At 65.2% G+C, this 13,490-nt stretch carries 11 protein-coding genes; 3 read left to right on the forward strand and 8 right to left on the reverse strand.

All coding sequences use genetic code 11. From position 1 onward, the window contains the following. Nucleotides 1-300 precede the first annotated feature (300 nt). The 7 genes from RAD15_RS16330 to RAD15_RS16360 all read right to left on the reverse strand — a co-directional run bounded on the left by RAD15_RS16330 (nucleotide 301) and on the right by RAD15_RS16360 (nucleotide 8,890). Entirely contained in the window at nucleotides 301-816 is a 516-nt protein-coding gene (locus RAD15_RS16330) for a hypothetical protein (RefSeq protein WP_458179159.1), read from the reverse strand. A gap of 338 nt (nucleotides 817-1,154) precedes the next feature. Beyond that, the gene (locus RAD15_RS16335; protein ID WP_458179161.1) at nucleotides 1,155-3,023 is read right to left on the reverse strand and encodes an ABC transporter ATP-binding protein; all 1,869 of its coding nucleotides are present in this window, start codon (nucleotides 3,021-3,023) and stop codon (nucleotides 1,155-1,157) included. 9 nt (nucleotides 3,024-3,032) lie between these two features. Then, on the reverse strand, nucleotides 3,033-3,959 hold the full coding sequence (locus RAD15_RS16340) for a 2-hydroxyacid dehydrogenase (RefSeq protein WP_458179163.1): 927 nt from the start codon (nucleotides 3,957-3,959) through the stop codon (nucleotides 3,033-3,035). Nucleotides 3,960-3,967: 8 nt separating this feature from the next. Further along, on the reverse strand, nucleotides 3,968-5,296 hold the full coding sequence (locus tag RAD15_RS16345; protein WP_458179165.1) for an NAD(P)/FAD-dependent oxidoreductase: 1,329 nt from the start codon (nucleotides 5,294-5,296) through the stop codon (nucleotides 3,968-3,970). A gap of 43 nt (nucleotides 5,297-5,339) precedes the next feature. Next, nucleotides 5,340-6,215, reverse strand: coding sequence for an ABC transporter permease (locus RAD15_RS16350; RefSeq protein ID WP_458179167.1), 876 nt, complete (start codon nucleotides 6,213-6,215; stop codon nucleotides 5,340-5,342). A gap of 2 nt (nucleotides 6,216-6,217) precedes the next feature. Continuing rightward, on the reverse strand, nucleotides 6,218-7,168 hold the full coding sequence (locus tag RAD15_RS16355) for an ABC transporter permease (protein ID WP_458179168.1): 951 nt from the start codon (nucleotides 7,166-7,168) through the stop codon (nucleotides 6,218-6,220). Nucleotides 7,169-7,195: 27 nt separating this feature from the next. Then, nucleotides 7,196-8,890, reverse strand: a complete 1,695-nt coding sequence (locus RAD15_RS16360; protein ID WP_458179169.1) for a peptide ABC transporter substrate-binding protein — start codon at nucleotides 8,888-8,890, stop codon at nucleotides 7,196-7,198. Between the two features lie 216 nt (nucleotides 8,891-9,106). Between RAD15_RS16360 and RAD15_RS16365 the strand changes: the two genes are divergently transcribed. Next, the gene (locus tag RAD15_RS16365; protein ID WP_458179170.1) at nucleotides 9,107-9,739 is read left to right on the forward strand and encodes a helix-turn-helix domain-containing protein; all 633 of its coding nucleotides are present in this window, start codon (nucleotides 9,107-9,109) and stop codon (nucleotides 9,737-9,739) included. Between the two features lie 140 nt (nucleotides 9,740-9,879). Next, a complete protein-coding gene (locus tag RAD15_RS16370; protein WP_458179171.1) occupies nucleotides 9,880-11,748 on the forward strand; it encodes a PAS domain S-box protein in 1,869 nt (622 codons plus the stop codon). Between the two features lie 7 nt (nucleotides 11,749-11,755). Here RAD15_RS16370 and RAD15_RS16375 read toward each other — a convergent pair whose 3' ends face one another. Continuing rightward, on the reverse strand, nucleotides 11,756-12,781 hold the full coding sequence (locus tag RAD15_RS16375) for an AraC family transcriptional regulator (protein WP_458179172.1): 1,026 nt from the start codon (nucleotides 12,779-12,781) through the stop codon (nucleotides 11,756-11,758). Nucleotides 12,782-12,967: 186 nt separating this feature from the next. On the opposite strand from RAD15_RS16375, the gene RAD15_RS16380 reads away from it, so the two are divergent. Then, complete coding sequence (locus RAD15_RS16380; protein ID WP_063689614.1) at nucleotides 12,968-13,417, forward strand: cupin domain-containing protein; 450 nt, start codon at nucleotides 12,968-12,970, stop codon at nucleotides 13,415-13,417. The last annotated feature ends 73 nt before the right edge of the window (nucleotides 13,418-13,490 follow it).

The raw sequence follows: 13,490 nt of genomic DNA on the forward strand, positions 1-13,490 counted from the left end.
TCTGGTTGGCGGTGAGCAGAATTTTGGACCACGGCGCGCGGGGACAATATCCCAACGTCACCATGATGGCACGTCTTGTTTGTTGCGCGATAACTTAGGTTATTTGGTACCGGTACGGCTTCGACCGGGACACTGCTCGATGCGAACGGCCGCGCTACCAAACATCGCTGGCGCGCAGCGTTGGACGACAGAGGTTGCGATGAGTCGTCACGGCTCACTCCAGACCTGAAGCCGAACCAACACTGCGACTTGCGCTCCTGTACGATGCCAAGCGGACGTTTCTCCGAGAGCGCACTTCCTTCATTGCTCGTTCGTGGGTGCATCGTGGCTGCGAGCCATCGTGCCCGCCGCAACTTGAAGCGAAGAACCAACCACCCAACAGCCGGCAACAAAGCCTATCAGGCCGTCAGGTAGATTTTGATCAAGGACAAGGATGCTGACGGACAGAGTTGCGGCAATCGCCGCGCTGAACGTTCCGGCCGCACTCATGATCTCAGCCGGCTCGGAACCATTCCATTCATCCGAGATGCTCGATCTCGGCCTTCGTGCGACATTGCCGGACAAATCAATCCCGACATAATAACTGAGAGCTCCATAGAGCATCGTTATCAGCACGATCCAGCCGCTTTCGAACAGTCCGCCTTTCTGACGCAACAGGGTCGCACCCACATAGAGGCCGCAAGAGGCTCCAACGGCCGCTAACCCAATTCTTTCAAGGATATGGGCCGACTTGATCAGACTGGAACGGGCGATCCCAAGACCGCTGACGTACCTTGTGAGGGACGATGCGCTCGAACTTGCACTGGTGATCTTCATTGGGGGCTCCTTCTGAGTAATTGGCAGCCTACTGGCCGACCCCGAATAGAATCTGCCGGGACGCGGTTCTCGATGCCCTTGATTCCAATTTCAGAAAGATCTGTGCTGAGTGATGGGGCTGACTTGCTCGCGAAGGCGAAAGCCAATCCGAGGCTGCGCGCACGCCGCTGCGCAGGCATTGCAACTCACCCGTGTCTGTCAGCTAGTTCCGGGTGCGGCAATTTCTTGCCGATGTGATAGTTCAAAACGTGAGGGATGGACTATGAAGCGGTTCACATACCGCTGTATCCTGTCGCTCCATCCGGTCACGATTTCCGGAGGATTCGTGAAGCCCGCAGTCAGGCCGACCACTCCTCACCCCACACCTGGACGACGTGGCCCGGTGACATTTCGCGATATTGCCGGGCCGGCGGCTGGTAATCCGGCGCCCGCACCGGGCTTCTGATCTCGTCGTTGGAGGCTTCACGCTTCGTGCCTCGGCGTGACGGATCCGGCACCGGCACGGCGGCCATCAGCTTCTGCGTGTAGGGATGCTGTGGATTACCGAACACGGCAGCGCGCGGACCGATCTCGACGATCTCGCCGAGATACATCACCGCGACGCGGTGGCTCATGCGCTCGACCACAGCGATGTCGTGGGAAATGAAGAGATAGGCGAGGCCCATGCTGGCCTGAAGGTCGAGCATCAGATTGACGACCTGCGCCTTGACCGAGACGTCCAGCGCGGAGACGGCCTCGTCCGCGACGATCAGCTTCGGCCCGAGCGCGAGCGCGCGCGCAATGCAGATGCGCTGGCGCTGGCCGCCGGAGAATTCATGCGGGAAGCGCGCGGCCATGTCGGCGGTGAGACCAACACGAACGAGGAGATCGGCGACCTTCTCACGCGCCTGCGACGCCGAGGCAAGTCCATTCGCGAGCAGCGGGGCCGCGATCGCCGTTCCCACCGACATGCGCGGATTGAGGCTCGCGAACGGATCCTGGAACACGATCTGCATCTGCTTGCGGAAGTCACGCAAGGTGCGGCCGTTCATGCCGAGCACGTCCTGACCGTCGATCAGGACGGTGCCACTGTCCGGCTCCATCAGCTTGAGAATGGAGCGGCCCGTGGTCGACTTGCCGCAGCCGGATTCGCCGACCAGCGCCAGCGTCTCGCCGGCGCGCAGAGTGAAGGAGATGTTCTCGACGGCATGGACACGACCCGAAACTTTTCCGAACAGGCCGGAACGAATCGGAAAGCGCGTGGTGAGGCCTGCGACCTCGAGCAATGGACGCTCGGCTGTCGAGACCGTATCGGGTGTTTCCGCGGGCACGTCCGAGGTGCCCGTCACCTTGTCGACGATCGGAAACCGCATCGGCCGCGCGCGTCCGTCCATGGAGCCGAGCCGCGGCACGGCCGCGAGCAATGCGCGCGTGTAGGGATGCGAGGGCGCGGCGAAGATGCGCGATGTCGCATCCGTCTCCACCGCCTGCCCGCCATACATCACCACGGTCCGATCCGCGATCTCGGCGACCACGCCCATGTCGTGGGTGATGAAGAGGATCGACATCCCCTCTTCCTGCTGGAGCTCCTTCAAGAGCTCCAGGATCTGCGCCTGGATGGTGACGTCGAGCGCGGTGGTCGGCTCGTCCGCGATCAGAAGCTTCGGCTTGCAGGCGAGCGCCATCGCGATCATCACGCGCTGGCGCATGCCGCCGGAGAAACGGTGCGGATGCTCGTGGAAGCGGGCTTTTGCCGCGGGAATGCGGACGCGATCGAGCAGGCGGATGGCCTCCGCCTCTGCCGCCGCGCGCGACAGGCCGCGATGCTGGATCAGCGCTTCTGCGATCTGGAAGCCGATGGTGAGCACCGGATTGAGGCTCGTCATCGGCTCCTGGAAGATCATGGCGACGTCGTTGCCGCGGATGTCCTTCATATCAGCTTCGGGCAGCGTCAGGAGATCGCGGCCGGCCAGCATGACGCGGCCCTCAACAAGGCCGCTCTCCTTCGGGATGAGCCGCATGATCGAGAGCGCGGTGACGCTCTTGCCCGAACCGGATTCGCCGACGATCGCCACGGTTTCGCGTGGGGCGATGTCGAACGAGACATTGCGAACGACGGAAATCCATTGCCGCTCGCGCAGGAAGGATGTGGTGAGGCCTGCGACGGACAGCACGGGAGCCTGTGCTTCGGCGATCACCTGGTCAGCTCCGCTCGCGCCCATGCTCATGCGATTGCCCTAATAGCCACGCGTGCGATCGACGCGCCCCGGCAGCTCTTCGCCGCGGCGGTGACGCGCGATCCCGTCGAGCACGAAATCGACGGCGGTATCCGGCGTCGTCATGCTGGCATTGTGCGGCGTCAGCAGGATGCGCGGATGGCTCCAGAACGGATGACCCGCAGGCAGCGGCTCGGGATCGGCGACGTCGAGCACCGCCCCCGAGAGCACGCCGCTGTCGAGCGCCGCGAGGAAATCGGCCTCAACGAGATGCGGGCCACGCCCGACATTGACGAGAGACGCTCCACGCGGCAGGCGCGCGAACAGATCGGCGTTGAGGATGCCGCGCGTCTCGTCGGTCAGCGGCAGCAGGCAGACGAGAATGTCGGCCCGTGAGAGAAACTCCGGCAGCGCTTCTGCGCCTGCAAGGCAGGTGACGCCTTCGATCTCGCGCGGCGAACGGTTCCACCCCGATAGCGGAAAGCCGAATGCCTTGAGCCGATCGAGCACGGCGTGGCCAAGCTGGCCGAGCCCCATCACGCCGACACGACGCCGCTTCGCCGGCGTGATCCGGATCTCGCGCCAGACCTGCTCCTTCTGCTGGTTGATGAAGTGCAGGAGGTCCCGATGCAGGGCGAGCACGGACATGGTGACGTATTCCACCATGGTTTCGGCGATGCCGGGCTCCAGCATGCGGACCAGCGGAATGTGCGCCGGAAGCCTTGTCGCGTCGAACTGATCCACGCCCGCGCCGACCGAGAAGACCAGCTCGAGATTGGGGAACGTCGTCGCGATGTCATCTGGTGGCACCCACGCCACGAGATAACGGACATCAGCGGGATTGCCGATGTCGGGCCAGAGCCGGAACGGCAGATCGGGCGCGCGCTCCGCAAAGAATGTCGCCCACTCGGCGCCGCGAACCATGTTGGCCTTGTAGAGAACCGTCATGCGAGCCCTCAGAACGGGCTGACCGGCGCGAGCCGCCGGCCGTCGATCATGCGCTTGTGGCTGTAGGCTGCCGGATCGACCAGCGGCGTCGCGCCCGTCACGATGTCGGCGGCGAGCTTGCCCGCGGCGGGACCAATGCCGAAGCCATGGCCGGAGAAACCGGTCGCGAGGAAGAAGCCCGGCAGTGCATCGACCGGCGAGATGACGGGGATCGTATCAGGCGTACAGTCGATCGTGCCGCCCCAGGCCTCCGCGATCTCGATGTCCTTCAATTCAGGATTGGACTTGATCAGGGACGCCAGCGCGGCATTGACCAGCGACATATCGGGCGCCGGATCCCGCACGCGTTCGGTCTCGAACGGCGACGGCTTGTCAAAGCCCCAGTTCGTGCCGCGCACGATCTGGTCGAAGAAGGACTTGCCGAACGAGAGCTTCAGTCCGTTCTTGCGATGCAGATAGGTCGGCCAGAAGGTGCGCGCATAGCGGAACAGATCGGGCGACAGCTCCACCGTGCCGCGGTTGCGCAGCGCCAGCGTGAAACCGCCGTCGAGGCGGCGGCGGATGCAGTAGAAGTCGGTGCCGAGTGCGCCCGAGGTGATCTCCGGCCCCGGCGTGGTCCGGCATGCCGTGGCGTTGACGAGGCCGATCGGCAGCTCGATGCCGTGGCGGCGGCAGAACAGCGAGGACCACGCGCCGCCCGACAGCAGCACGGCTTGGGTGCGAATGGTGCCCTTCTCGGTGACGACGGCGCTAACGCGTCCGCCGGACGTCTCCAGCCCGCGCGCCGCGCAGCCCTGATGGATGGTGACGCCATGTTTTCGCGCGGCAGTCGCGAGCGCGGGCACGGCCATCGACGGCTCGGCGCGCCCGTCGCTCGGCGTGTGCAGGCCGCCGACCCATTCGTCGGTGTTGCCGGGCATGCGCTCGGCGACCTCGGCCGGCGTCAGGACAGTCGAGTGGACCTGCATCTCGCGCGCGACCGCGGCCCAGCGCTCCCAGCTCGCGAGCTCGTCCTTGCTCTTGGTCAGGAACAGCACGCCGGTGCGGCGGAAGCCGGCATCGACGCCGGCGTCGTTCTGCATGTCTTCCCACAGAAGCAGCGCCTCACGCGCCAGCGGGATCTCCTCGCGCGCGCGGCCCTGCTGGCGGCACCAGCCCCAATTGCGGCTCGACTGCTCGCCGCCGACATGCCCCTTCTCGACCAGCGCGACGGAGAGGCCTTTCTTGGCCAGGTGATAGGCCGCGGAGACGCCAATGACGCCGCCGCCGATGACGACGACATCCACCTGCTGCGGCAAGCGTTCGTCGCTGTTTATACGGTTGAGTGGCGGGGACATGGGGCACTCCAGATATTCGGTTCGATCGAGGCAGATGTGGCGATCATGGGATGTTCATCCGCGGATCGAGCGCGTCGCGAAGCCCGTCGCCGAGGAAGTTGAAGCTGGTCACCGCCAGCGTGATGGCGATGCCCGGCGCGATCGCAAGCCACGGCGCGCTGGTCAGATAGATCTGCGCGTTGTTGAGCATGTTGCCCCAGCTCGCGGCCGGCGGCTGGATGCCGTAGCCGAGATAGCTGACATAGGATTCCAGCAGGATCGCTTTCGCAACGTTCAGCGTCGCCGCCACCACGATCGGCGCGATCGCGTTCGGCACCAGCTCGCGGAACATGATGCGCAGGTTCGACGAGCCGAAGGCGAGCGCTGCGACCGCAAACTCGCGCTCGCGCAGCGAGCGGACCTGGGCCTCGACGACGCGGGCTACCGCCATCCAGGCAGTGGCAGCGATCAGGATGGTGGTGGTGACGAGACCGGGCTCAGTAAGTGCCGCCAGCGCAAGGAGAAGGAAGATGGTCGGAAAGCACAGCACGGCGTCGACCAGCCGCATCAGCACCGCGCCGACGACGCCGCCATAGAAGCCGGCGAAGGCGCCGACCGCAATGCCGACAGCCATCGCGATCACCATTGCGACGATGCCGATCGAGAGCGAGACGCGGCCGCCCATCATCAGCCGCGCCAGCACGTCGCGGCCGAGCTCGTCGGTGCCGAGGATATGCGCGCCCGACAGCGGCGGCGCGAACCGCTTCATGATGTCGATATAGGTGTCGTCGAACGGCAGGAGATAAGGGCCGAACGCCGAGCCGAGCACGAGAACGAAGATGACCACCGCGCCCGTGAGCGCGAGACGATGCCGGCGGAAGCGCCGCCATGCGGCCTGGCCGGGGGCGAGCTGAACGGTGGAGAGGGTCGCAGCCGTCATCCCTAGCCCACCCGGATGCGCGGATCGACGACGGCATAGAGGATGTCGGCGAGCAGCGAGCCGATCAGCACCATCGTCGCGGAGAACATCAGGATGCCCATCACCACGGGATAGTCGCGGTAACCAATCGAATCCAGGAACAGCCGGCCCATGCCGGGCCAGGTGAACACGGTCTCGGCGACCAGCGCGCCGCCGAGCAGCGTCGGAAACTGCAGGCCCGCGACCGTGATCATCGGCAGCAGCGCGTTACGCAAGGCATGCACGGTGAGAATGCGCCATTCCGGCATGCCCTTGGCGCGCGCGGTGCGGATGTAGTCCTGGTTGATGACTTCGAGCATGGAGGAGCGCATGAAGCGGCCCCACATCGCGGTCTCGACCAGCGCCAGCACCATCGCCGGCGCAATCAGATGATGCAACAGGTCGAGGAACGATCCGTCGCCGACGGTCTGGCGATTGCCGGCCGGCAGCCAGCCGAGTTTGACGGAGAACACGTAGATGGTGACGAGCCCGAACCAGAAGGTGGGGATCGACAGCGCGATCATGGCGCCGACGGTTGCGAGCGTATCGAACAGCGAATAGCGACGCAGCGCGCCAAGTATGCCGATCCAGCAGCCGAGCAGCACCGCAATGATGGTCGCCGTCGCCATCAGCTCCAGCGTGGCGCCGAGATGCGAGGAGATCACCGAGAGCACCGCCTCGCCGTCGCGATAGGACTTGCCCCAATCGCCTTTCAGCATGCGGCCGAACCAGTCGAGATACTGGATCGGCAGCGGGCGATCGAGGCCGAGTTGTTTCGTGACGCGGTCGAGATCCTCCTGCGTCATCTGGGCGGAGGCGGCAAATTGCGAGAGCGGCCCGCCGGGCGCCAGATGCAGGAGGGCAAAGCCGATCGCGGAGACGATCACGAGCAGCATGATCGCCTGCGCCAGGCGGTTGACGACGTAACGGGCCATCTCAGGCGATCCAGCGAGCCTGAGGCATCAGGCCCAGTACCATTCGCGGATGTTCCAGCAGTTGATGGAGGTGTTGATGTTGGGACGGAAGCCTTGCAGCCCCTCCTTCACGCCTTCGGCGATGAAGCCCTGGAACAGCGGCAGGATCGCGAGATCGTTGCGGATCAGCTTCTGGAGATCGCCATAGGTCGCCTTGCGCTGCGCCAGCTCGAACTGCTTGGCGCCTTCGGCAAGAAGACGGTCCGCTTCCGGGCTCTGGTATTGGTAGGTGTTGTAGCCGCGGCCGCCCTTGGCTGGGATGGCGCCGGAGCCGAAGCGCGGCGTCACGTCGGGATCGCTGCCCAGCATGAAATTCACCGACACCAGCACCGAATTGAACTTCGACTGCTGCCAGAAATCGCCCCAGATCACCGCGGCCGGCATGTTGTTCACGCGCATCGCAGCACCGATCGCGCGCCAGTCCTGCATCAGGAGCTGCTGGGTCTGCTCGCGCACGGCATTGCCCGATGTCGTCGAGTTGGTGAATTCGAGCTTCACGCCGCCCTTCTCGCGCACACCGCCGGAGCCGCGCGTCCATCCCGCCGCATCGAGCAGCGCATTGGCCTTGGCGGGATCGTATTTGTGTTGCGGCAGGCCCTGCTGGAAGGACCAGGCCTGTTGCGGCACGAAGCTCTCGGTCTGCGTCGGCAGGCCGTAGTTCAGCGCATCGATGATCCCCTGCTTGTTGATGGCGAGATAGAGCGCCTCGCGCACCGCGCGGTCGGCGAACGGGCCGAATTCCAGGTTGGGCGCAACATGCTCCACCGAGGACGTCGAGGAGACGAAGATCTTGCGCCCCTTCAGCGTCTTCGCCTCCTGCACGAAGTTCGGCAAGATGCCTTGCAGGCCGGTGTAGTCGACCTGCCCGGTGCGGAACTGGGTGTAGAGAACGGTGAGATCAGGAATGTATTTGAAGACCACGCGCTCTACGTAAGGCCCTTTGCCGTGATAGCCGGTATGGGCGTTCAGCTGGATGTGGTCGCCGGGCACCCGCTCGGCCCAGCGGAACGGGCCGGTGCCGACAGGCGCGTTGTGGAACGGCGATGAGTTCGGATCCGACACCTTCTCCAGGATGTGCTTGGGCACGATGAAGGTCAGTGCGCCCAGGATCGACATATAGGGCGAATAAGCAGTTTCCATCCGCCAATGGATTTCGTCCGCCGCGACGACCTTGATGTCCTTGACGAGGCTGTGGCCGACACGGCTGCGCGCACGGAAATCGGGATTGTTGATCAGCTCGAGCGAGAACTTCACGTCCTCGGCCGTGAAGGGCGTGCCATCGTGCCACTTCACGTCGCTGCGCAGCTTGATCTTCCAGGTCAGGCCGTCGGCCGACAGGCCGCCGTTCTCGATCGTCGGCACTTCCCGCGCGAGGTCGGGGACGAACTTGCCGTCGGGATCGATGTACCAGAGCAGCGAGAACACCTGCCACCAGACGCCCTGATCGACCTCGATGCCCGGCATCAGCGGATGAAAGACGGTCGGCTCCTGTGACAGCGCTGCGATCACCTGCCCGCGCGGCTTGTCCGGCGGATTGGAGGGGCGTTCGGTCTGGGCGAAGGCGTTGCCTGAAAGGCTCCATCCCGCCGCGGCACCGGCGCCGAGCTGGAAGAATTGTCGGCGATTTGGAATGCCGAGATGATGCAGTCCGCGAACGCCGAACTTGCCGGTGCTGTCTGCCATGACCAGTCTCCGTTCCCGCACGCGGCACCTCTCCCGCGCCCCGAGACCCCGGCAAAGGGACAGGAGTGGGCTTTAGTGCTTCTAAATTTTTCAGTCAAAATTTCATCATGACTAAATACAGCTGTCAATCGCATTGCTAGTATGCGTGACCTTTTCACTCCGACTGAAGCTTCGGACCGATGCGGTCCGGGCTGAGACGATGCATGGGAGAGCGACATGGATGGTCGCGGCGACACGAACGGTCCGAAGGATGCCCCGACGATCGAGGCCGACGATGCGGTCGACCACCGCCTCGGCGAGACCGTGCGGCTGCTGCGTCAGCGCGCCGGCCTCTCGATCCAGGACGTCGCCAACAAGACCGGCCTCTCCAACGGCATGATCAGCCAGCTCGAACGGGCGCGCGCCATGCCGTCGATCCGCACGCTGCGCCTGCTCAGCATCGCGCTCGACGTTCCGATTTCCTACTTCTTCGAGACCAGCGACCCCGCCGACGTGCAGCGCTACATCGTGCGCAAGAACAACCGGCGCCTGCTGCGGCTCACCGCCAGCGGCGTCGTCAAGGAAGCGCTGACGCCGGCGGACAAGGGCCAACTCGAGCTCTACGAGCTCACGCTCAATCCCGGCGCCTCCTCGGGCACCGACTTCCTGCAGCACACCGGCGAGAAGGCCGGCTACATCCTGTCCGGCAGCCTGCGGCTGTGGCTCGACAACCAGGCCCATGTGCTGGAAGCCGGCGACAGCTTTCGTTTTCCGAGCATCGTGCCGCACATGTTCGACAACCCGACCCAGCAGGCCGCGCGCGTGATCTGGGTGACGACGCTGCGCCAGACCGATTCGCCAGCAGGTTGAGACCCAAGGAAAGCTCGCGGCCCGACACTACCGGAAATTGCCCCTCGACGCCGCCGCGCGGAATCTGTAGCTCACATGATGCCGGCTTCCTCGACAGTGCGGCCGGCGCGGCCTGCGGCTGGCGTCCTTGGTATGAGACCATGAAACTCAGGGGGCTTCTGACACTCGCGATGGCCGCGCAGGTCATCGTGACCGCCGCTGCCCTCCTGATCTCCCATGCGGTGACCGGCACCGCGGGATTCGGCACGGCCCAGCTCGTCGCCCTGCTGGCAAGCGGCGCCGTTGCGCTGCTGCTCGCGCGTCTCTGCACACGCGCGATCGAGACGTCCGGAGACAAGCGCGCGGCCGCGCAATCGGCCGAACAGGCGCAGGCATACAGCGACAGCGCACAGATGACGCAAGCCGTCATCAAGACCGCGCTCGATGCCTTCATTCAGATCGACGAGAGCGGTACCGTGCTGGAGTGGAGCTCCCAGGCCGAGGCCCTGACGGGATGGACGCGCAAGGAGGCCATCGGCGCCGACGCCGTCGACCTCATCGTGGCCGAGCCGCTGCGCGCCGCCTTCAGACAGCGCATGGCGCGGCTCGTGCCGGAATTGTCGAATGCGCCGGCCGGCATGCGCTTCGAAATCACCCTGATCCACCGAGATGGCGACCGCATCCTGACCGAGACATCCAGCACGGTGCTGCGGCTGGGAAAGCGTACCATCGTCAACAGCTTCGTCAGGGACATCACCCAGAAGCGCGCCGCCGAGGAGCAGCTGATCCAGGCGCAGAAGATGGAGGCGGTCGGCCAGCTCACCGGCGGCATCGCGCACGAATTCAACAACATGCTCACGGTGATCACCGGCACGATCGAGATCCTCGCCGACGCCGTCAAGGACAACCCGCCGCTTGCGACCATCACCAAGCTGATCAGCGAGGCCGCCGATCGCGGCGCCGCGCTGACATCGAGCCTGTTGTCCTTTGCCCGAAAGCAGGCGCTCCTGCCGGCCGAGATCGACGTCAACGAGCTGCTCGAAGAGCTCGCCAAACTGCTGCTGGCGACGTTCGACAAGAAGATCGAGATCGTGACGAAGCTCGACGGCACCATCTGGCTCGCCTTCGCCGACCGCGGCCAGTTGAGCTCGGCGCTGCTCAACCTCGCCATCAACGCCCGCGATGCGATGCTCGACGGCGGCAGGCTGACGCTGACGACGCGCAACGTGGTGTTCGGCGTGCGCGAGGCCATGGCGGTGGGTGCCGGCTATGCCGGCGACTACGTCGAGATCGAGATCGCCGACAACGGCACGGGCATTCCGCAGGCCATCCTGGAGCGGATCTTCGATCCCTTCTTCTCGACCAAGGATGTCGGCAAGGGCACGGGCCTCGGCCTCAGCATGGTGTTCGGCTTCGTCAAGCAGTCCGGCGGCGGCATCAAGGTCTCCTCCGTCGAAGGCCGCGGCACCATTTTTATGATCTACCTGCCGAAGGCCGAGACCAGCACGCTGCGTCCGACCGGCTATGACGAGCGCAAGGTCGTCGGCGGGACGGAAACCATCCTGTGTGTCGAGGACGACCGCGACGTTCGCCAGTACGTGACGGTCCAGCTCGAAAGCCTCGGCTACAAGGTCATCCAAGCCGCTCACGCAGCCGAAGCGCTCGCCATCGCGGCCGATGGCACGCCGTTCGACCTGCTCTTCACCGATATCGTGATGGCCGGCGCCCTGAATGGACGGGAGCTTGCCGACGAGATGGTCGCCGCGCGGCCCTCGCTGCGGGTGCTGTTCACGTCGGGCTATGCCCACGACGCCCCGCATGGGCCGGGAGGCGCCACGATGGGCGCGCCGCTCCTGACAAAGCCCTACCGCAAGGCCGAGCTCGCACGCATGCTGCGCCGCTCGCTCGACACCGCCGTTGATGCCGCCGGCGACGCGATCCCGACACCCTACTCGGTGCAGGCCGATGTCGAGGGTTTTCTGCGCAAGCAGGCGGATCGAGACCACGACACGCCGCGGCGGCGAAAGTAGATCCGCGCTAGCTCATCCGCCGCCGCAGCGTTGCCGACGGCGTCTCGCCGAACTTTTCACGATAGGCGCCGGCCATGCGGCCGAGATGAGTGAAGCCGAGATCGAAGGCGATCTCGGTGATGGAGGCATCGGGCGACGCCTGCGCGAGGCGCGCGTGTAGACCGGCGAGACGCATGTCGAGCAGCATCTCCGAGATCGACAGGCCGAAGTGGCGGCGGAAGCCGAGCTGGAGCGCGCGGATGCCGATGCCGGAGGCGCAGGCGAGCTGCGTGAGGTCGAGCGGCTCGCCGGCATTGTCCGCGAGATGGTCGCGCGCGGCACGGAGCGCGCGCGGCAGACGCTCGGCTTGCCCTGAGAATGTCCTGATCGCATCCGACAGGCCATGACGCTGACCATTGAGGAGGTGATCGAGCAGCACCTCGCGCCAATCGGCCATCGCGAGCGATGACAGCCTGCCGGAGGGACCAAGACGCTCGGCAAACCTCATCAACTCGGCAAGGCTGGTCCGCAAGGCCTGCCCGGACGGCGCGTCGAGGTCGATCACGGGATCGAACTCGACCGTGCCCGCCACCCTCCCCGACAGCGCCGCGGCGCGCTGCTCCACCACGCGGCGGTCGAGCAGCAGGATCACCTGCGCGCAGTCATTCCACGTCATCCGGGTCGGGATGGTCGGCGACAGCAGCGACGCCGTCCGCTCCGGCACGGCGTCGAATTCGCCGGCGCCGGCACGAATGCGGGCGGTGCCGGTGAGCGGGACCTGCACCAGGAAGAAGCGCTCGAGACAGCCGGGATCGATGCTGACCGATCCGCCATAGCTGACATAGTTGATGGAAAAGCCTGCGAATGCCGCGCAATTGTGCCGGGCGGAGAAGCCGGCCGCCCGCGCCTGAGCCGGCCTGAGATCATGCGGGCAGAAGATGCGCCCGATCTGCTCGGCCGCTTCGTCGACGTCGTCAGTGGTGACGCGGGCGAAATCCGCGAGCCGTTCGGCTGCGGACACCCTTGCGCTCATTTCCAGCACGGCTGCGGACATCGTCGACCACGCTTCGCGTCACGGAATTGCTTTAAGCCTATAATAATTCCCAAGGCGCGAAAAGGGCCGCCCCCACAAAATCATCGTGCTGCAGGGCAACAGCGAGGTCCGGATTCGTTTAGCGGATAGACAGCTCCTCACAACGGGCCGAAGCTCCGTTCCCACCGGGATCCAGAGGAGGCGAGCATGACTGCACTCGAAAAGGGCATTACCGCAAACGGCACGGGCTACGGCGGCAAGACCTGGAACATCCTTGGCCAGGTCTATTTTCCCAAGGCCGTCACCGATTCCACCTTCGCGTTCGAGACCAACAGCGATCCCGGCCAGTTCGTGCCGGTGCACATCCATCCGACCCAGGACGAGTTCATCCTGGTGCAGGAGGGCACGCTCGACCTCAAGCTCGACGGCAAATGGGTCAAGGCCCATGCCGGCGATCTCGTGCGCATGCCGCGCGGCATCCCGCACGGCTATTTCAACAAGTCCGACAAGCCGTGCCGCGCGCTGTTCTGGGTCTCGCCGATGCAGAAGCTGGAGGCGCTGTTCAACCAGCTCCACAATCTGACGGACCCGGCCGAAGTCGTGCGCATCTCGGCGCTGCACGAGGTCGACTTCCTGCCGCCCGAGGCCAACGACTAGGCAGCCGCCTCCCCCGTCGCTTTTCATCTGCTTGCAGCTCCGCCGGCCGCGCCTTGCGGCCGAACGTGGCCGC

The sequence above is a fragment of the Bradyrhizobium sp. 14AA genome, from assembly GCF_054185205.1.